General features: G+C 65.3%; 13 protein-coding genes. 3 read left to right on the forward strand and 10 right to left on the reverse strand.

All coding sequences use genetic code 11. The features are described from left to right. Positions 1-35: 35 nt before the first annotated feature. The 10 genes from VCS63_RS19430 to VCS63_RS19475 form a co-directional block, all read right to left on the reverse strand. The gene (locus VCS63_RS19430; protein WP_042794449.1) at positions 36-1,736 is read right to left on the reverse strand and encodes an AMP-binding protein; all 1,701 of its coding nucleotides are present in this window, start codon (positions 1,734-1,736) and stop codon (positions 36-38) included. Positions 1,737-1,759: 23 nt separating this feature from the next. Next, positions 1,760-2,350, reverse strand: a complete 591-nt coding sequence (locus VCS63_RS19435; protein ID WP_042794448.1) for a chalcone isomerase family protein — start codon at positions 2,348-2,350, stop codon at positions 1,760-1,762. Further along, positions 2,314-2,859, reverse strand: coding sequence for a DUF4442 domain-containing protein (locus VCS63_RS19440; protein ID WP_042794447.1), 546 nt, complete (start codon positions 2,857-2,859; stop codon positions 2,314-2,316). Before VCS63_RS19440 ends, VCS63_RS19435 begins: the two co-directional genes overlap by 37 nt. A 17-nt stretch (positions 2,860-2,876) precedes the next feature. After that, positions 2,877-4,076 (reverse strand): acetyl-CoA C-acyltransferase, encoded by a 1,200-nt coding sequence (locus VCS63_RS19445; protein ID WP_042794446.1) that lies wholly within the window; start codon positions 4,074-4,076, stop codon positions 2,877-2,879. Positions 4,077-4,204: 128 nt separating this feature from the next. After that, positions 4,205-6,595 carry a 3-hydroxyacyl-CoA dehydrogenase/enoyl-CoA hydratase family protein gene (locus VCS63_RS19450; RefSeq protein WP_175201340.1) on the reverse strand — a complete coding sequence of 797 codons (2,391 nt, stop codon included), beginning with the start codon at positions 6,593-6,595 and terminating at the stop codon, positions 4,205-4,207. Positions 6,596-6,659: 64 nt separating this feature from the next. Beyond that, on the reverse strand, positions 6,660-7,982 hold the full coding sequence (locus tag VCS63_RS19455; protein WP_042794444.1) for an OmpP1/FadL family transporter: 1,323 nt from the start codon (positions 7,980-7,982) through the stop codon (positions 6,660-6,662). Between the two features lie 79 nt (positions 7,983-8,061). Beyond that, on the reverse strand, positions 8,062-10,020 hold the full coding sequence (locus tag VCS63_RS19460) for a 3-hydroxyacyl-CoA dehydrogenase NAD-binding domain-containing protein (protein WP_063641142.1): 1,959 nt from the start codon (positions 10,018-10,020) through the stop codon (positions 8,062-8,064). Further along, complete coding sequence (locus tag VCS63_RS19465; protein ID WP_323880782.1) at positions 10,017-11,312, reverse strand: acetyl-CoA C-acetyltransferase; 1,296 nt, start codon at positions 11,310-11,312, stop codon at positions 10,017-10,019. Before VCS63_RS19465 ends, VCS63_RS19460 begins: the two co-directional genes overlap by 4 nt. Before the next feature lie 12 nt (positions 11,313-11,324). Further along, positions 11,325-13,673, reverse strand: coding sequence for an acyl-CoA dehydrogenase (locus tag VCS63_RS19470; RefSeq protein ID WP_323880784.1), 2,349 nt, complete (start codon positions 13,671-13,673; stop codon positions 11,325-11,327). 47 nt (positions 13,674-13,720) lie between these two features. After that, positions 13,721-14,386, reverse strand: a complete 666-nt coding sequence (locus tag VCS63_RS19475; protein WP_042794441.1) for a TetR/AcrR family transcriptional regulator — start codon at positions 14,384-14,386, stop codon at positions 13,721-13,723. Positions 14,387-14,765: 379 nt separating this feature from the next. Here VCS63_RS19475 and VCS63_RS19480 point away from each other — a divergent pair, with 379 nt between their 5' ends. The 3 genes from VCS63_RS19480 (at position 14,766) to VCS63_RS19490 (ending at position 18,711) form a co-directional block, all read left to right on the forward strand. Next, positions 14,766-16,370: a hypothetical protein gene (locus VCS63_RS19480; RefSeq protein ID WP_063961668.1), complete on the forward strand. Its 1,605-nt coding sequence runs from the start codon at positions 14,766-14,768 to the stop codon at positions 16,368-16,370. 563 nt (positions 16,371-16,933) lie between these two features. Further along, entirely contained in the window at positions 16,934-17,686 is a 753-nt protein-coding gene (locus tag VCS63_RS19485) for a response regulator transcription factor (protein WP_063961669.1), read from the forward strand. 359 nt (positions 17,687-18,045) lie between these two features. After that, positions 18,046-18,711, forward strand: a complete 666-nt coding sequence (locus VCS63_RS19490) for a response regulator transcription factor (RefSeq protein ID WP_042794439.1) — start codon at positions 18,046-18,048, stop codon at positions 18,709-18,711. The last annotated feature ends 32 nt before the right edge of the window (positions 18,712-18,743 follow it).

Consider the following 18,743-nt stretch of genomic DNA (forward strand, 5'->3'; position numbering starts at 1 on the left):
AGCCGGCTCGCGCTGGCGAGCCGGCGGGTTCGGGCCTAGCCTGGCTGCCGGGCCTGCGGCGGCGCGGCGGGCGCCTGCGCGGCGGGCTTGAGCTCGCGGCGCAGGATCTTGCCGACGTTGGTGCGCGGCAGATCGTCGCGGAATTCGATGTAGCGCGGAACCTTGTAGCCCGTCAGCTGCTTGCGGCAATGCGCGATCAAGGTTTCGGCGTCCAGCGCAGGATCCTTGCGGATCACGTACAGCTTGACGGCTTCGCCCGAGCGTTCGTCGGGCACGCCTACCGCAGCGACTTCACGCACGCCGGGATGCAGGGCGGCCACGTCCTCGACCTCGTTCGGATAGACGTTGAAGCCGGACACCAGAATCATGTCCTTCTTGCGGTCGACCAGGAATACGTAGCCGTTTTCGTCCACGTAGCCGATATCGCCGGTGCGCAGGAACCCGTCCGGGTAGAGGACCAGCGCGGTTTCGTCGGGCCGCTGCCAATAGCCCTGCGTGACCTGGGGGCCGCGCACGCAGATTTCGCCAGCCTCGCCCACCCCCAGCTCCTGGCCTGCGTCGTCGCGGATGGAGATGTCGGTGGACGGCACGGGCAGACCGATGGATCCGGTGAACTCCTTGACGTCCAGAGGATTGATCGTGACGGCTGGCGAGGTTTCGGTCAGGCCATAGGCCTGCGCCAGCGAACGGCCGGTGACCGCGCGCCAGCGATCGGCCACCGAACGCTGCACCGCCATGCCCCCGCCCATCGTGAGGCGCAGCCGCGAGAAATCCAGCCGCGCGAAATCCGGATTGTTGAGCAGGGCGTTGAACAGCGTATTCACGCCAGTGAAGGCAGAGAACGGCACCTTGCGCATTTCCTTGATCAGTCCGGGAATGTCGCGCGGGTTGATGATAAGCAGGTTGCTGGCGCCCATCTTCATGAAGGTCAGGCAGTTGGCCGTCAGCGCGAAGATGTGATACAGCGGCAAGGCTGTCACGATGCATTCTTCGCCCTCGGTTACCAGCGGCCTCACCCAGGCATAGGCCTGGCTCAGATTGGCCACCAGGTTGCCGTGGGTGAGCATGGCGGCCTTGGCCACGCCAGTGGTGCCGCCCGTGTACTGCAGGCAGGCCAGGTCGCGCTGGTCCAGTTCCACTTCGGTGAAGGGGGCGGCTCGGCCAGCTTCCAGCGCTGCGCCCAGCCGCAAGGCCTCGGGCAGGGACCACGCGGGTACCATGCGCTTGACTCGGCGGACCACGAAATCCACCAGGCGCCCCTTGACCGTTCCCAACAGTTCTCCGATGGACGTCACCACCACGCGCTCGATCGCGGTTCCGTCCAGGGACTTTTGCACGGTTGCAGCGAAGTTGTCCGCCACCACGATGACGCGAGCGCCGGAGTCGGCCAACTGATGCTGGAGTTCGTGCGGGGTATAGAGCGGATTGCAGTTGACCACGACGCAGCCGGCGCGCAAGGCGCCGAACAGGCACACGGGGTATTGAAGCAGGTTGGGCATCATGAGCGCCACGCGGTCGCCGCGGCCCAGTCCGTTCGCATGCAGCCAGGCAGCGAAGTCGCGCGTCAGCCGGTCGAGCTCGGCATAGCTGAGCGATTTGCCCATGCTGATGTACGAGGTCTTGCCGGCGTAGCGCCGGCAGCTCTCGCGTACCACTGAAACCAGCGTCGTCACGCCGTCCATCTCGATCTCCGCGGGCACGCCCGCGGGATAGCTTTTCTGCCAGATTCGTTCCATTTCCCGGGATTCCGTCTAGGGTCCTAGCCGCCCAGCAGGGCTTTCTTCAGGGAAGCTTGCGCAGGCTTGTCGCCCAGCCAGACCCGCAAAAGGGCGCGTGCGAATGCGGGGCTGTCGATGCGGCCCCGCGACTTGCCGTTATCCGTGACCGCGACGCCCTGGGCGTCGAAATCCAGGTCGACCACATCGCCTTCGCGCACGGCGCCGATGTCAGCCATCAGGGCCGACAGGCGCTCGGCCGGCGCCTTGAGCTGCGCCAGTTCCTGCGCAGGCGTATTGTCGCGCAATCCGTCCTGCAGGGCTTCGTCCAGGCTCTTGCTGTCCACGTCACGCAGCAGCCGCAAGCGCATGCGGCGCGGTTCATCACTATTGACCAGCGCGGCGGCGTCACTGGTTTTCGCGGTGGCGTACAGCGCGGCCACGTAGACCTTGACCACGAATTTGGTGCGCAGGCCGGCGCCGTTCAGCACCAGCGTTCGGCCGCCTTCGGACAGGCTGTCCGGCACGCGCACGCCGCCGACTTCCACATCGGCGGCATGGGCGGGGGCGCCGGCCAGGCAGGCGGCGAGCGCGAGACTCAGGGCGGCGGTTCGCCCTCCGGGGATGCGACGCATGGTTCTCCTCCAGTGTTCTTCTGTTTGTAGAACTTCTTGTCTGCGATATAGATCGTGCGTTCCACCACGGCATAGACAACGCCATCGCGGTCTTTGAGTTCCACCGTGTAGGTCCGGGTGGTTTCATGGTCGCGCGCCAGGAGCCTGCGGATTTCCGCGATTTCGCCCGGCGGCAGCCGGAAGTCGGCGTACAGCGTGACATAGGCCGGCTTGCGGTAGCGTATGGTGGCGGCCTTGTCCCACACGATGTGATCCGGACCCAGCGCGGACATCAGCATCGTGGGGTGGGCGCCGTCGGTCACGGCGAACAACGAACCGCCGTACATGGATCCAACGATATTGCGGGTGCGGCGCAGCAGCGGCAGCTTGATGCGGATGTGATGAAAGTCCGCGGACACATGCACCACCTTGCCGCCGGTGGCGCGGAACGCCGGATGCAGGTTGAAGCCTACCCGCATCAGGCGCGCCCGCCATTGCGGCGACAGGTTCTTGAACCAATAGGGCTTCATGCTGCGCGCGGCTCCGCCTACATCGCTTCGAAGAGGCCCGCCGCGCCCATGCCGGTGCCGATGCACATGGTCACCAGCCCGTACTTGCCGCCAGTGCGCCGCAGGCCGTGTGTCAGGGTCGCCGTGCGGATCGCGCCGGTGGCGCCCAGCGGGTGTCCCAGGGCGATCGCCCCGCCCAACGGGTTCACCTTGGCCGGATCCAGCTTCAGTTCGCGGATTACCGCCAGCGATTGGGCGGCGAAGGCCTCGTTCAGTTCGATCCAGTCCAGCGCATCCTGGCCGATGCCGGCGCGTTGCAGCACCTTCGGGATGGCTGCGACCGGGCCGATTCCCATGACTTCGGGCGGAACTCCAGCCACGGCGAAACCGGCAAAGCGCGCCAGCGGGCTCAGGTTGAGTTCGCGCAGGACCCGGTCGGACACCAGGATGACGGCGGCGGCGCCATCGGACATCTGCGAGCTGTTGCCCGCGGTGACGCTGCCGCGCGCGGCAAACACGGGCTTGAGCCGGGCGAGCGCCTCGGCGCTGCTGTCCGGGCGCGGCCCCTCGTCCACTTCGACCACGCGGCGCGTGACGCGAACCGTGCCGCTCGCGTCCCCGGGCTGGCGCGACACCGTTTCAAAGGGCGTGATTTCGGCGCGGAAGTGGCCGGCGGCGATGGCCGCGCAGGCTTTCTGGTGCGAGGCGAGGGCGAAGGCATCCTGGTCCTCGCGCGAGACCTTCCAGCGTTCGGCGACCTTTTCGCCGGTCAGGCCCATGCCGAAGGCCATGCCGATGTTCTCCTGGTGTTCGAAGATGGCCGGATTCATCGACACTTTGTTGCCCATGATCTGCGGCATGGCGCTCATGGACTCGGTCCCGGCGCCTATCATGATGTCGGCCTCGCCGGTGCGGATGCGGGCGGCGGCGTCGGCGACCGCCTGCAGGCCGGACGCGCAGAAGCGATTCACGGTAACCCCCGCCACGCTTTGCGGCAGGCCCGCAAGCAACAGGCCGATGCGGGCGACGTTCATGCCCTGTTCGGCTTCCGGCATGGCGCAGCCGGCGATTACGTCGTCGATGCGCGCGGCATCCAGGCCCGGGACTTGCGCCAGCGCGCCGTTGAGCGCGGCGGCCAGCATGTCGTCGGGGCGGGTGGTGATGTAGGCGCCGTTGCGCTTGCCCACCGGCAAGCGCGTGGCGGCAACGATGTAGGCGTCTTGAATCTGCTTGCTCATAGTGATTCCTTGTGTGTCCATGGCGTTGCCCGTTGCGGTCCTCTGCCTTGTCCTGCCGGGGCCGCGCGGATCCGGCTCCGCCGGTCCGCAGTCGGCGCCCCCTCGGCGGGCCCCCCTAGGGGGTGGGCCTAGTTCCTCAGGGGCTTGCCGGTGTCCAGGGTGTGGCGGATGCGGGCCTGCGTCTCGGGCGTGCGCAGCAGCGCGACGAATTCCTTGCGCTCCACGGCCAGCAGCCATTCCTCGTCGACCTTGGCGCCGGTTTCAACTTCGCCGCCGCACAGGGCGACGGCGGCGCTGCGTGCCACGCGGTAGTCATGGGCACTGATCATGCCGCCTTCGCGCATGTTGACCAGCACCATTTCAAAGTTGGCGATGCCATTGCGGCCCGCGACAGGGATGTCGCGCAGGCGGGGAGGCGGCGCATATCCCGCCTCGGCCGCAGCCCGGGCCTGGCCGATGGCGACGTACAGCAGTTCGTCCGGATGGAAGACGACGATATCGTGTTCGCGGGCGAACCCCACGGAGATGGCCTCCAGCGCGCTTTTCGCGACCTGCGCCATGGCTATCGTCTGGAACACGGGCTGCAGATAGGGGAAGACTTCGCCCGGCGTGGCGGTCTTCGCCGCCAGCGCGGCGGCGCGGCCAGCGAATTCCTTGCTGCCGCCTCCGGCCGGGATCAGCCCGACGCCGGCCTCGACCAATCCGATATAGCTTTCCAGCGCCAACACCCGGTGCGACGCGTGCATCAGGAATTCGCAGCCTCCGCCCAGCGCCATGCCCTGCACGGCTGCGACGGTGGGGATCTGCGCGTACTTGAACGACTGCGAGGTGCGCTGGAACTTCTCGACCGTTGCTTCCAGCATTTCCCACTGGCCTGCGGCGCAGGCTTCCGACACCTGCTGCAGGTTGGCGCCTACGGCGAAGGGCGCGTCATGCCAGATGACGAGGCCGTCGTAGTCGCGCTCGGCCCGCGCCACGGCCTGCAGAATGCCTTCGAGCACTTCGGCGCCCAGTGTGTGGTTTTTCGAGGTAACGGAGAGAATGGCCACGCCGGCATCGACCTGCGGCAGGTTCCAAAGGCGCACGCCCTCGTTTTCCCAGATCGTGACACCGCGTTCGGCGGCGCCTTCGCCGTATACGCGTTCGGGGAACAGCTGGCGGCGATACACCGGCAGCGTCGAGCGCGGGCGCAGTTGCGCGGTACGGGCGGAGTAGGAGCCTTCGGGCGCATGCACGCCCTGCCGGTCCGGTTCCAGCGCCCAGGCGGGCAGCGGTGCGTCGCTCATGGCACGGCCGGCGGCGATGTCCTCGGCGACTGCGCCGGCAATGGCTTGCCAGCCGGCCGCCTGCCAGGTTTCGAACGGACCTTGGGCCCAGCCAAAGCCCCAGCGCATGGCCAGATCGAGGTCGCGCGCGTTGTCGGCCACGTGTTCGAGCTGCACGGCGCTGTAGTGGAAGATGTCGCGGAACAGGCTCCAGAGGAACTGGGCCTGGGGATGGTTGCTCGCGCGCAGCGCGGCGAAGCGCTTGCCCGGGTCGCGCTCCTTGAGCAGCGCGGCGACTTCATCGGCCAGCTTGCCGGCGCTGGGCACGTAGTCCTGCGCCTTCAGGTCCAGCACCTGGATCTCCTTGCCCTGCTTGCGGTAGACGCCGGCGCCAGTCTTCTGGCCCAGCGCGCCCTTGGCGATCAGGGCGGACAGCCAGTCGGGCAGGGTGAAGTAGCGGTGCCAGGGATCGTCCGGCAGGTTCTTTTCCATGGTGCCGACCACGTGGGCCAGCGTGTCCAGCCCGACCACGTCGGCGGTACGGTAGGTGGCGCTCTTGGGGCGGCCGATCTTCGGTCCGGTCAGCGCGTCGACTTCGTCGAAAGCCAGGCCGAGACGCGCAGTGTGGTGCATGGCCGCCAGGATGGAGAACACGCCGATGCGATTCGCCACGAAGTTGGGCGTGTCCAGTGCGCGGATCACACCCTTGCCCAGGGTCGAGGTCAACCACGTTTCAAGCTGGTCCAGCACGGCCGGCTCGGTATGCGAGGTGGCGATGATCTCCACCAGCCGCATGTAGCGGGGCGGGTTGAAAAAGTGGATGCCGCAGAAACGATCGCGCAGGCTGGCGGGCAGGGCGTTGGCCAGTGCGTCGATCGACAGGCCCGAGGTATTGGAAGCGATGATGGCGCCGGGGGCGACGTGGGGCGCAATGCGTTCGTACAGCGCCGTCTTCCAGTCCATGCGTTCGGCGATGGCCTCGATGACCAGGTCGCAGCCTTGCAGGCGTTCCAGGTCGTCGTCATAGTTGGCGGGCGTGATGAATGCCAGGCGCGCCGTGCCGGCCAGCGGCGCCGGCTCCAGCTTTTTCAAACCGGCCAGCGCCTTCTTGACCGTGCCATTGCGGTCGCCTTCGGGGGCGGCCAGGTCGAACAGCGTGACGGGCACGCCGGCATTGGCCAAATGGGCGGCGATCTGCGCGCCCATGACGCCGGCCCCCAGGACGGCGACGTGTTTGACGACGAACTTGCTCAAGGCAGTCTCCTGAAAAAAGCGGATGGCGAGCCGGACCCGGCCAGGGCGCCATCCGCGGAGCGGGTTAGAAGCGGGACGACAGCTGTATGCCCAGGATATGGGCATTGCTGTCATAGGTGCCCGCGACGCGGCCCTTGGTCAGCTGGTTGCCGGACGTGGTGTCGATGTCCGTCTTGCGCAGGTACAGATAGGTGTAGCCGACGTCCAGCGTGGTGTCCTTGGTGGCTTGCCACTGCACGCCGGTCGAGAGCCAGTAGCGGTCATTGTCCGGCAGCGAGGTCGGGCGGTCGGCTTCCTTGTACACGGGCGACTGGTCGAACGCGACGCCGAATTTCCACTTCCAGTTGGGCGCGAACTTGTAGTTGGCGCCCAGGGCGACGCGCCAGCTGTCGCGGAAGTTCAGGGGCAGCTCGTCGTCGCGCGCGCCTGCGCCGGAGTTGCGGATCTTCAGGTCGGGAATGCTGCTCCATCCCGTCCATGAAACGTCGCCCAGCAGTTCCCAGCGTTCGTTCAACTGGTGCGCCGCGCTCAGGATCAGGGTGTCGGGCAGGGACACCGAGGCTTTGGCGTCGAACGAGACCGAGTTGCCGCGCGGATAGATGCTGGTGATGTCCGTATCGCCCTTGGCGGTGTGCTTGATCTTGGAACGGTAGGACAGGCCGATGCGGGTGTCGTCCGTGGGCTGCAGCATGAAGCCCACGTTCCAGCCCCAGGCGTCGCCCTTGAGGTTCAGGTCGGCGTCGCCGGTGGTGCCCAGCGGCAGGCCGGGAACCGGAAGCACGGTCTTTTTCTTGTAATTGGCATCGATGTGCTGCCAATTAACGCCGAAGCCCATAGAGAACTTCTCGTTGACCTTATAGGCGATCGACGGGTTGACGTTGATCGTCTTGATCTCGAATTTATTCGAGTGGTATTGGCCCACCCAGCCGTCGTCGTATTCGGTCATCAGGCCGAAGGGAGCGCCCACGCCCAGGCCGATGAACCACTGTTCGTTCAATTGCCAGGAGGCGTACATGTTGGGCACCACGCCCAGGTTGCCCGCGTCGCCGCCATTGCCGCCGGTGGGACGCGATCCGCCCAGGCCGGTGCCCGGCAGGCCGGGAATGCTGGGGTTGCGGCTGTCGCCATTGTCCGAGAACTTGAACGACGGCTTGATCAGGTTGACGCCGCCGGACACATTGAAGCCGGGCAGGTAGGTCATGCCTGCGGGGTTGTAGTAGATGATGCTGGCGTTCTCGGGGTTCGCCGCAGAGCCCGCATACGCGTTGCCCAGGCCGCTGGCGTTCTGCTCCAGGAGCTGAAAGCCGGCGGCATGCGCCGTCGTGGTTGCGCCCAGGCCGACCATGATGGCCGACAAGGTGCTCAGGGACAATGAACGTCTGCTCATGGTACTGCCTCCTCGTGATGGATGGGTGTGTCTCTAGGGCACTGCCGGTCTTGTCGTTCCGGTTTAGGGTGTACAGGTCCTAATCGGCCTCAGCCGGTCTTATACTGCGCATCGCATTGCTGCTCTGGTAATGCAAGGGGCCGCCCGTGAATGGCGCGAACCCCGTTCCGAAAATCACTCCCGCGTCGGCCAGATCGGCGTCGGCGACGATACCCGCGTCCACGCGTTGGCGCGTGGCGTCGATCAGCGGCTGGATCAGGCGCTGCGCCAATCCGGCGGGGGCGCCTGACGGGTGGTTGCCCTTGACCGGCTTGCCGTCGCGCCAGACGTAGAAGCCGCGGCCGCTTTTCTTGCCCAGATCGCCACGCGCAAGGCGTTCGCTGAGGCAGCGCGGCGGCTCGGCGCCGCCAGCCAGTTCCTCGCCGGCAGCGCGCGCGATATCCAGGCCGACGGTGTCGGCAAGCTCCAGCGGCCCCATCGGCATGCCGAAGGCGACCATGGCCGCATCCACGGCTTCAGGCGCCAGGCCTTCGTCCACGCTGCGCATGGCTTGCAGCATATAGGGCGCCAACACGGCGTTGACCAGAAAGCCCGGCGCACTCTTGACAGGCAAGGGGAGCTTGTCGATCTGGCCGACGAAGGCGCAGGCGCGGGCTTGCATGTCGCCCGCGTCGCCTTCGGCCTGCACGACCTCCACCAGCGGCATCTTCGCCACGGGATTGAAAAAATGGATGCCCACCAGCCGTTGCGGACGCGCCAGGCCCTCGCGCAGCGTCTCCAGCGGCAGGCTGGAGGTATTGGTGGCGAGCAGGGCATCGGTCTTCATGCGTGGTTCCAGCGATCCGTAGAGGGCGCGTTTGGCGTCGGGCTGCTCGCTGATGGCTTCGATCACGATATCCGCCAGCGGCACGCCGTTACCTGCGGGATCGGGCGTCAGTCGGTCGAATGCGGCTCGGGCCAGGCGTGGGTCTTTCAGGCGGCGGGCATATAGCTGGGCGGCACGCTTCATGGCGGGCGCGATGCGCGCCATGTCCTGGTCCTGCAGCGTGACGGTCATGCCTTTGAGCGCGCACCAGGCCGCGATGTCACCACCCATGACGCCGGCACCCACCACGTGCACATGGCGCGCCGGCGGGACGCCAGTCTGCTTGCCGTTGGCCTTCAACCGTTCCTGCAGGCGGAACACCCGCAGCAAGTTGCGTGCCGTGTCGGACGAAATGATGCGATCGATCAGCTCGGGGGCCTGCAAGGCGTTGCCGCCGTGCTTCTCCCAGATATCGACGATGGCAGGCGCGGCCGGATAGTGGCCCAGGGGATCCTTGGCGGCGATCTGTTTACGGGCGCGGCTGGCCACGACGGCCTTGAGCGGCCAATGGTTGGCCCAACCGCCGAAGCCGCGCGCGCGGCGCGGCGCCTTGCGCGAGAGTACCGTCTGGCGCGCCGCGGCCAGCAGCAGGCGGGGCGGCACCCGCGCATCTGCCAGGCCCAGCGCGGCGGCGCGGCGCGCATCGGCGCCGCGGCCCGTCAGCATCATGTCCAGCGCGGCGGGCGCGCCGATCAGCCGCGGCAGGCGCAGCATGCCACCCCAGCCGGGGAAGATGCCGAGCATGACTTCGGGCAGGGCGAGCGAGGTGCCAGGCTGGTCCGCCACCAGGCGGTAGCGGCAGGCCAGCGCCAGCTCCAGGCCGCCGCCCAGGCAGTGGCCCTGGATCAACGCCAGCGTGGGATAGCGCACCGAGGCCAGGCGATTGAAGAGATTCCAGCCGCGCGCGACCAGCGCGCGCGCCTGTTCGGGCGTGTCCAGGCCGGCGAATTCATTGACGTCGGCGCCCACGATGAAGCCCGTGGCCTTGCCGGACCGGATGATCAGCCCGGTGGGCGGCGCCGCGTCCAGCGTATCCAGCACCACGGCCAGTTCCGCCATGGTGTCGGCGGACAGGGCGTTGACCGCGCTGCCGGCACGGTCGAAAGTCAGCCAGGCCAGGCCGTCCGCGTCGCGGTCCAGGCGCCAGTGGGCAAGCATGTCCAGGGTCGTCATGGGCGGTCCTCATCCAGGGTTTCGACCAGCATCGCGCCGCCTTGGCCACCGCCGATGCAGATGGCCGCCATGCCGCGCCTGGCGCCGCGACGTTTCAAGGCCGCAAGCAGGTGCAGCACGATGCGGGCGCCGGAAGCGCCCACGGGATGCCCGATGGCGATCGCGCCACCGTCGACGTTGAGCCTGGCGGGGTCGAGGCCGCCCCAGGCCGGCGTGCCGAAATGCTCCTGGCAATAGGCATCATCGCGCCAGGCCGCGAGGCAGCCTAGCACCTGGGCCGCGAAGGCCTCGTTGATTTCCCACAAGTCCAGGTCATTCAAGCCCAGTCCATGACGCTGCAGAATGGGCGTGGCGGCATGCACGGGCCCCAGGCCCATCTGCGCGGGATCGAGGCCGGCCCATTGGCTGTCGAGGATGCGGCCCAGCGGCCGCAGGTTCCATTTGCGGACCGCTTCTTCGGAAGCCAGCACCAGCATGGCTGCGCCGTCCGTCACTTGCGAGCTATTGCCCGCGGTGATGTTGCCCCAGGGCTTGTCGAAGACGGGCTTGAGCTTGGCGAGCTTCTCGGGGGTGGAGTCGTCGCGCACGCCGTCGTCGTCAGGGTAGAGCTTGCCCTGCGTGTCGATCAATGGCGTGATTTCGCCCAGAGCGCCGGCCGCGCGGGCCGCCAGCGCGCGAGCATGGCTCTGCGCCGCATAGGCGTCCATTGCGGCGCGGTCGATGCCGAAACGGGTCGCGACGTTTTCGGCCGTCTGCCCCATGGAAAGTCCGACGACCGGGTCTGTCAGGCCTTTGAGCAGGCCGATGACAGGCACCAGGTTGCGCAGGCGGAAGCGGCCCAGCGCCGCCAGTTTGGCGCCCGCTCCGCGGGCGGCGTACCAGCCGGCCAGCCAGCGCACCATGTCATCCGAATACAGCACCGGCGCGCGCGACAGCGCGTCCGTGCCGCCCGCCAGCACCAGTTCGGAGCGGCCGGACTGGATGTTGGCGATGGCGGAATCCAGCGCCTGCATGCCTGATGCGCAATTGCGCATGACGGTCCAGCCGGGCACCTTGTTGCCGCAGCCCAGGCGCAGCGCGATCACGCGGCCGATGTTCACTTCGTCGGGAGAGGGCGCTGCGCAGCCCACGATGACCTCGTCCAGGTCGGTGGGCGCATAAGGCTGGCGCAGCAGCAGGGCGCGCCCCGCCTGCACGGCGAGATCGCCGGCGGAAAAGGGGCCTGGGCCCGTGCGGGCCTTCAGGAAGGGAGTGCGGGCGCCGTCGACGACGTAAACCGGTTTGAATGCCATCCGATTGCTCCTTCAGGCGACCCTGCGCTCGGCCACGGGGCTGCTCTGGTCCGCGGAGCGGAAGTCAAAGGGGAAATCATCCACTTTCACTACCGTATCGCGCAAGCGGTTGCGGCGTTTCACCACCGCATATTCTTCGGCGGAGATGCCGCCGATGGCGAAGGCGGCGTCGGCGATGTCGCGCACGTTGGCTTGCGGGTTGCCGTCCAGCGCGCCGCGCTTTTCAAGCTCGCGGATCTTGGCTTCGATGGGTTCGGCGTCCAGCGTCGCGGCCAGGGCTTGTTCGATGGCGCCCACGGGCTCGGCGTCCGTCGCGGGCAAATGGCAGCCTGCCGTCAGGCGGTCGCGCGCCGCGTTCGGATTGATCAGCAGCCGCGCCACGTCCTGGCCCAGCTTGTCCGAGGGCAAGGATTGGGTGCGGCCCCACGGGAATATGAGGCGGCGCAGGCTCCAGGCGACGTAGCGGTTGGGGTAGTTGTCCAGCACGCCTTCGATGGCTTCTTGCAGCTTGAACAGCGCATCCTGGATCGACCAATGCGCGAGCGGCGCGTCGGCCGCCTGGCGGCCTTCATCCTCGAAGCGCTTGAGCGTGGCGCTGATCAGGTACATCTGCGACAGCACATCGCCCAGGCGCGCGGACAGGCGTTCGCGGCGCTTCAGGCTGCCGCCCAGGACCAGCATCGAGGTGTCCGCCAGCAGCGCGAAGGCGGCGCTGTAGCGGCTGAGCAGCTGGTAGTAGCGCTTCATCTCGGGCGCCACGTCGGCGTTGACGCGGAGATATCGCGCCCCGGTCAGCGCGCTGCCCAGGGTGCGCAGCTTGTTCTTCGCGACAAAGCCCACATGGCCCCAGAAGGCGCGATCGAAGTCATCCAGGCCGCGCTTGCGGTCGGGGGATTGGGCTGCCTGCATTTCGGCCAGCACATACGGGTGGCAGCGGATCGCGCCCTGGCCGAAGATGATCAGGCTGCGCGTCAGGATGTTGGCGCCTTCGACCGTGATGCCGATGGGAATCTGCTGGTAGGCGCGGCCCAGGAAGTTGGACGGCCCCAGGCAGATGCCCTTGCCGCCGATCACGTCCATGCCATCGTTGACGACCTGGCGCGCGCGCTCGGTCACGTGATACTTGACGATCGCGGACACCACCGATGGCTTCTCGCCCAGATCCACCGCGCCTGCCGTCATGCTGCGCGCGGCATCCATCATGTAGGTGTTGCCGCCGATGCGCGCCAATGCTTCCTCCACGCCTTCGAACTTGCCCACCGGCGTGCGGAACTGGCTGCGCACGCGTGCATAGCCGCCCACCGCTCGCGCCGTCAGCTTGGACATGCCGGTATTAGAAGACGGCAGCGAGATGGACCGGCCCGCGGCCAGGCACTCCATCAGCATGCGCCAGCCTTGTCCGGCCATGGCGGGCCCCCCGATGATGAAGTCCAGCGGCATGAAGACGTCCACGCCGCGAGTGGGGCCGTTCATGAACATGGCGTTCAGCGGAAAATGGCGTCGGCCCGTGTCCACGCCCGGATGGTCGTGCGGCACCAGCGCGCAGGTGATGCCCAGGTCCTTCTTGCCACCCAGCAGGCCTTCCGGATCGTACAGGCGGAACGCCAGGCCCAGCAGGGTGCACACGGGAGCCAGCGTGATGTAGCGCTTGTCCCAGGTGACCTTCATGCCTATGACTTCGCGGCCCTGCCATTCGCCCTTGCAGACGATGCCGCTATCTGGAATGGCGGCGGCGTCGGAGCCCGCCCAGGGGCTGGTCAGGGCAAAGGCAGGCACTTCCTCGCCGCGCGCCAGGCGCGGCAGGTAGTGGTTTTTCTGTTCATCAGTGCCGTAGTGCAGCAGCAGTTCAGCGGGGCCGAGCGAGTTCGGCACCATGACCGACACCGCCAGCGCCGAAGAGCGCGTGGACAGCTTGGTCACGATTTCGGAGTGGGCGTAGGCGGAGAATCCGAGGCCGCCATATTCCTTGGGAATGATCATGCCCAGGAATCCCTGCGTCTTCAGGTAGGTCCAGACCTCGGCCGGCAGGTCGTAGCGTTCCTGCGTGACGCTCCAGTCGTTGACCATGCGGCAGGCCTCTTCGGCCTGGCCGTCGAGAAAGCGCTGCTCTTCGTCGGTCAAGCGCGGACGGGGGTAGGCGAGCAGGCGGCTCCAGTCGGGCCGGCCGCGGAACAGTTCACCTTCCCACCACACCGTGCCCGCTTCCAGCGCGTCGCGCTCGGTGTCCGACATCTGCGGCAGCACCTTGCGGTACAGATTGAAGATCGGGGCCGACAGCAGGGCGCGGCGAATGGGACGCACGCTCAGCACGACCGCGGCCAGGAGCGCGACGATGACCAGAGCGAGGATGACTGCGTTCATTTTCTTGTCTCCGTGGATGTTATGTCCCGCCTGCTGGGGCGTGAACGTTACGGCACCTGTGGCAGGGGCGCGCGCAAGCCGCCCAGCAGAAAACTCATCAGGCGCGGCAGCAGCAGGTCCGGGTTATCGGGCTGCTCCGCGTCATCGATGGTCCAGCCCGTGACCGAGCGCAGCAGGTCGGTGCCGATGATGGCGTAGGACGTGGCCCCCAACATGAACTGAAAGCGCCACACGATCTCGGCGCGAGGCACGTCGGGCAGCGCTGCGAAGAGCGCATTGCGGTAGCGCTCCAGCACGTCCGCGTATTCCTCGGCGAACAGCGCCCGGATGAAATCCGAGGGGTCGGTCATGGTGCGTTCGAGCAGGGGCAGGAAGGTGCTGCCGGCCTGGGCGGGGTCGGCAGCCAGGCGCAACAAGGTGCCGAAAAATGCGTCCACGATCTGCGATGGCTTCAGGGGCTTGCCTTCGGCTTGCGCCTCCAGTTCATCCAAAAGTCGCAAGCGCTCGCGGTTCAGCACTTCCAGCCGCCGTTTGAGCACCGCCTGCACGAGTGACTCCTTGGAACCGAAGTGATAGTTCACCGACGCCAGATTGACGCCAGCGGCCGCCGTGATCTGGCGCATGGAGGTGCCATCGTGTCCCTGCTGGGCAAACAAGGCCTCTGCGGTGTCGAGGATGGACTCACGAGTGGGGGAAGGTCTGATTTCTTGCATAAGGTTGAATTCAAACGTTCGTTTAAAAACAATTATGCGTGAGAGATGGCTGAGATGCGAGCCTCGGCTATCCCCAATAGGGTTTACCACTACCGGGGCGCGCGCAGCACTTTCGGGACCGGCCGGATTTTCCGCTGGCTCACCCAGAGGGATGAGAAATCTCATGCGGAGGAAGGAGCAATTTCCTAGGGTTTGCGCATGATCCTGAGCCATTCGTCCTCGGACTGCCGACCTAGGATGAATGTGGTCTGGAAGGGACGCGCAAAACCCCGCAGTATCAGCGCGAGGACATGAGTCTGTCGCGCCCCTGAAAACACAATCTAGCCCGTTCGCCGTACCGGACGGAACGCCGATACGCCCTGGCACAGGAGCAGGAGAAATGAAGACCTACAGAGTGGGACTGCTGGTTGACGGGTACGAGCAACCCGGCTGGATGCATGAGATGGCCGAGTGGCTCACGCATAGCCAGGATTTTGAAGTCGCTGCTTTGCTGGTGATGGACGCGGAAGGCGGTGAGAACTCGCCGCGCTTGAGCACGCGAGCGCTGTTTGGCGTCTTGTCTCGCCTGGAGGCGCGGCTGTTGCCCGCCAAACAACGGATGTCGCTTGCCTGCCGCGACATGCGCGAAAGCGTGTCTACGGATACGACCACCGTCCTGGCGCTGGCGCCGGGCATGCCGGCGCCCGAGGCTCAGAATCAAGTCGAGGCATTGGGGCTGGACCTGGTGATCATGCTGGGCGCATCGCCGGCCACCCGCGAACAGATGGCGGGCTGGGCGCGCCTGGGTGTGTGGCAATTGAGTTATTCGGATATCGCGGTCGCGACAAGCCGCTATGCCGGCTTTTGGGAGGTTTACCAACGCGAGGATCACACCACGGTGAAACTCTGGCGCGTGGGCCCGAAGGAAGATCAGGATGAACTGCTGGACCAGCGCAGTTTCAACACCGAAGTGTTCTGGTTGAAGAATCAGGCGCGCGCATTCAGCCTGGGAAATTTCATGGTGTACGACGCGCTGCAGGCGCTAGCCCGCGTCAAGCAAGGCGTTGCGCCGCCCGGCATGCAGATCATGAGCGGCATGCGGCGCGAGGATCCCGTGGAGTGGGACAGCGCCGCATATATTGCGCGCCAGGCGTGGTTAATGTCCGATTTGATTGTGCGGCGCATCATGAAACGCAACGTGCGCTGGCGGATCGGCATGTTTCCCTCTGCGCGGCAGCAGGCGGTGGTATCCGAGGCGATGGTGTTGCAGCCGCCCAAGGGTAGATTCTTCGCCGATCCGTTCGTATATACCCAGGACAAAAAGCCATATATATTCTTCGAGGACTACGATTTTACTTCCCGCAAGGGCACGATCTCGGTGGCGACCTACTCCGACGGGGCTTTCCGCCTGTTGGGCACTGCCCTGAACCTGCCCTACCACTTGTCGTTCCCCTATATATTCGAGCACGATGGCGTCACTTACATGGTGCCGGAGACTTGCGGAAACCGCAGTATAGAGCTATGGAAATGCACTGAATTTCCGCTCAAGTGGGAGCTCGATGTAAATCTGATGACGAATATATCCGCAGTCGATACCATTATTTTCAAACACGGAGAATACTGGTGGTTATTAACTAATATCGACCGCACGGACGGCCAAAGCCATTGCGACGAATTATTTGCTTTTTTTTCGGACTCGCCGCGCTCGACCGAGTGGACGCCGCATGCCTGCAATCCCATCGTGCGCAACCCGATGCGGGCCCGCAACGCCGGAATCGTTGTGTCGCCTAGCGGAGAGGTGATCCGCTGCGCTCAGTACCAGGGCTTCTGTCACTACGGCAAGGGCGTGTCGCTGAACCGGATCGAGGAGCTCTCGCCATCCACCTACGTCGAAACGGATGGCGAAATCCACTACGCAAGCTTCCTGAGGAAACGCCATGCTTCAATGCACCATTGGCATCATCAGGGGGGGCATACGGTATTTGACTTCGCCTATATGGAGTAAATCGTGCCGGAAACGCAAAAATAAAAATGTTACCTATATTTCGATTACAAGAAAAACGCACGGGCGCTATGTGTCCGCGGAAACATCTAGATAGTTATTGCGTTAATTCCGGAAGTCTCGGGCCGCGTCCGGCGGATGCCACGGCGCGGCTTTTTTACGGCTGTAACAATGGCCTGCCGTAGCCGGGAGCCCGATTCCCTCTTGCATGTTTCATAGGGAAAACGCAAGCTGCGCATGGGGAATCCCTGGTGAAAACCCTAGCGCCCCAAAGGACGAGGAGCGCGCCTCGTCCGGATTTACGATGATGATTAAGGCTAACGAATGATTTCTGTTTTTGTCGGATTATATCGAGCCGAAACGTCTTGATTTTGACAATTTCGAACCATAAGATGGGTCCATGCCATCCGTTATGTTGGCTACGAAAGTCTCCCAGCCCAAATGCCCCGGTTCAGCTTCATTAGATATTCCGGGATATTGCGGACTCGCACCGCGGGGTTGGATAAAAATAGTCTTCAGCACAGCGAAGATCCCTTCTAGGCCCGTCGAAAAACCGGGAGGACACCATGGCCAAGATGGTCCTGATTGAAGCCCATCCGCTCCTGCGGTTGGGGTTGTGGCAGATTCTGAGCAAGTTGGATGATGTGTGGGAAATCGAGGGGATGGGTTTGGCTGACATCTCCAAGGCGGACGGCGTGCACGCGGGCGCCGACCTGTTGATTTACGGATTGCCGGTGGATACCGACGAAGCGTGGAGCGCGCTGCATGAAATCCAGCGCGTATTGACGCCGAAGCGGATCCTGCTTCTGACGGACGTCATGCCCTTGCCCATGCCGGTGCAGGGCCTGCCCGGGGCCAGCGTTTACGGCTGCCTGATGAAGACGGCCTCCGTGGAAATTCTTGAAGCGGCCATCCGCCTGGTCATGGCGGGCGGACAGTGCTTCCCTAGCGAACAGGCATTGCAGGCGCCCGCCCAGGCGGTCTGCGCACTGCCCGCCAGGGAAGTCGATGACGTCGCCGCCAACAAGGGGTCCATGCCTGTCAGCGCCGGCGCGCAACTGCTGCAGATCACGCCGCGCCAGTACGAAGTGCTGGTGCTGCTGGCGCGGGGGTATCCGATCAAGACGGTCAGCAGGATGTTGAACATCTCGGTGGCCACGGCCAAGACGCATGCGTGCACGCTCTACCAGCGCTTGCATGTCAAGAACAAGGGCGAAGCCGTATACGCGGCGCTGCAACGCGGCGCGACCTTGGAATGGCATGAACCCAATGGCAGGGACGTGGACGCCGGGCAGCTTTATGGGCGCAAGCTCGGGTAACCGAGGCAGGTTGCGCTGTCTGCCCGGCAGCCTGGAACCTTCGCGTTCCGTTGCTGCCGGGAGAGCGCATAGCCATCCTGGCTAATTCATACACAGCAGCATCCGCGGTCGCAGTGCTGCTGCATTCCTCCACCAATCATCCTCCTGAACGAGATTCAGCGAACGTAGCCGCTGATAGCATGGGTTGTGTCCGCAAGTCTGGATTGAGAGGGCGAACCACTCCGCCTCGCCATCGCGATCCTGAGCCGCGGACGAGATTCCCGTGAGATCGGTGACGCAGATGATCTGCCATTGCTGCAACGCTGCGCCAGCGTCATGGGAACCGTGTATGGGCCATGCGTCACAAGGTTCCCCCCGGGATGACAACCGTACTGATCGAAGACTACGCTTTGCTCCGTGTCGCGATCCAGCATGTGCTGGAGCGTGTGCGGAACACCGACGACATTCTGGCTATCTCGCCAGCCCAATTGCTCACCATGTCCAGTTCGATCAACCGCCCAGTGGAACTGCTGGTGATGGGTTGCAGCGGCCTGGCTGAACAGGACGTCGGGCTGCTGTCCCAATCGATGGCGTTCTTCATGCCCCGGCTGGTATTGGTGCTGTACTCGGTGCTGGATCCGGGCGTCATGGCAGCATGCGCGCGGGCAGGTGTGGCGGGCTACATGCCCAAGGCCTCCAGCCCCGATGCGCTGGCCGCGGCCGTGAGCCTGGTCATGGCGGGCGGGGAGTGCTATCCGCAGCCCGCAGCGCGGCCGCAGGGCGCATCGCATCCGCCTACCCAGGAACTCAGGGAACTGACGCAAAGGCAGGAAGAGATCCTGCAATTGCTGGTGCAAGGCAAGACCATGCGGGAGATAGGCCAGCAAGTCGGCATATCGGTGGCCACGGTGAAGAGCCATGCCCGTACCCTGTACTGGAAACTGAATGCGCGCAACCAGGCCGAGGCGGCCTACATCGCTGTGCAGATGGGCTTGGTCAGAAGCGGAAACGGAGCGGCGCCGGGCAAGCTCGATTCCGACTCCTAGAGGGGAAGGGACAGGGGCAGGCTGGACGCCGC

It is taken from the genome of Achromobacter sp. D10, assembly GCF_035282245.1.
GTDB classification, from domain to species: domain Bacteria; phylum Pseudomonadota; class Gammaproteobacteria; order Burkholderiales; family Burkholderiaceae_B; genus Achromobacter; species Achromobacter insolitus.

Coding starts and splice junctions, on each gene's coding strand:
- VCS63_RS19475 (WP_042794441.1), bottom strand. CDS start 14,386: ATGCAAGAAATCAGACCTTCCCCCACTCGTGAGTCCATCCTCGACACC.
- VCS63_RS19460 (WP_063641142.1), bottom strand. CDS start 10,020: ATGACGACCCTGGACATGCTTGCCCACTGGCGCCTGGACCGCGACGCG.
- VCS63_RS19480 (WP_063961668.1), top strand. CDS start 14,766: ATGAAGACCTACAGAGTGGGACTGCTGGTTGACGGGTACGAGCAACCC.
- VCS63_RS19470 (WP_323880784.1), bottom strand. CDS start 13,673: ATGAACGCAGTCATCCTCGCTCTGGTCATCGTCGCGCTCCTGGCCGCG.
- VCS63_RS19465 (WP_323880782.1), bottom strand. CDS start 11,312: ATGGCATTCAAACCGGTTTACGTCGTCGACGGCGCCCGCACTCCCTTC.
- VCS63_RS19485 (WP_063961669.1), top strand. CDS start 16,934: ATGGCCAAGATGGTCCTGATTGAAGCCCATCCGCTCCTGCGGTTGGGG.
- VCS63_RS19435 (WP_042794448.1), bottom strand. CDS start 2,350: ATGCGTCGCATCCCCGGAGGGCGAACCGCCGCCCTGAGTCTCGCGCTC.
- VCS63_RS19455 (WP_042794444.1), bottom strand. CDS start 7,982: ATGAGCAGACGTTCATTGTCCCTGAGCACCTTGTCGGCCATCATGGTC.
- VCS63_RS19430 (WP_042794449.1), bottom strand. CDS start 1,736: ATGGAACGAATCTGGCAGAAAAGCTATCCCGCGGGCGTGCCCGCGGAG.
- VCS63_RS19490 (WP_042794439.1), top strand. CDS start 18,046: ATGACAACCGTACTGATCGAAGACTACGCTTTGCTCCGTGTCGCGATC.
- VCS63_RS19445 (WP_042794446.1), bottom strand. CDS start 4,076: ATGAGCAAGCAGATTCAAGACGCCTACATCGTTGCCGCCACGCGCTTG.
- VCS63_RS19440 (WP_042794447.1), bottom strand. CDS start 2,859: ATGAAGCCCTATTGGTTCAAGAACCTGTCGCCGCAATGGCGGGCGCGC.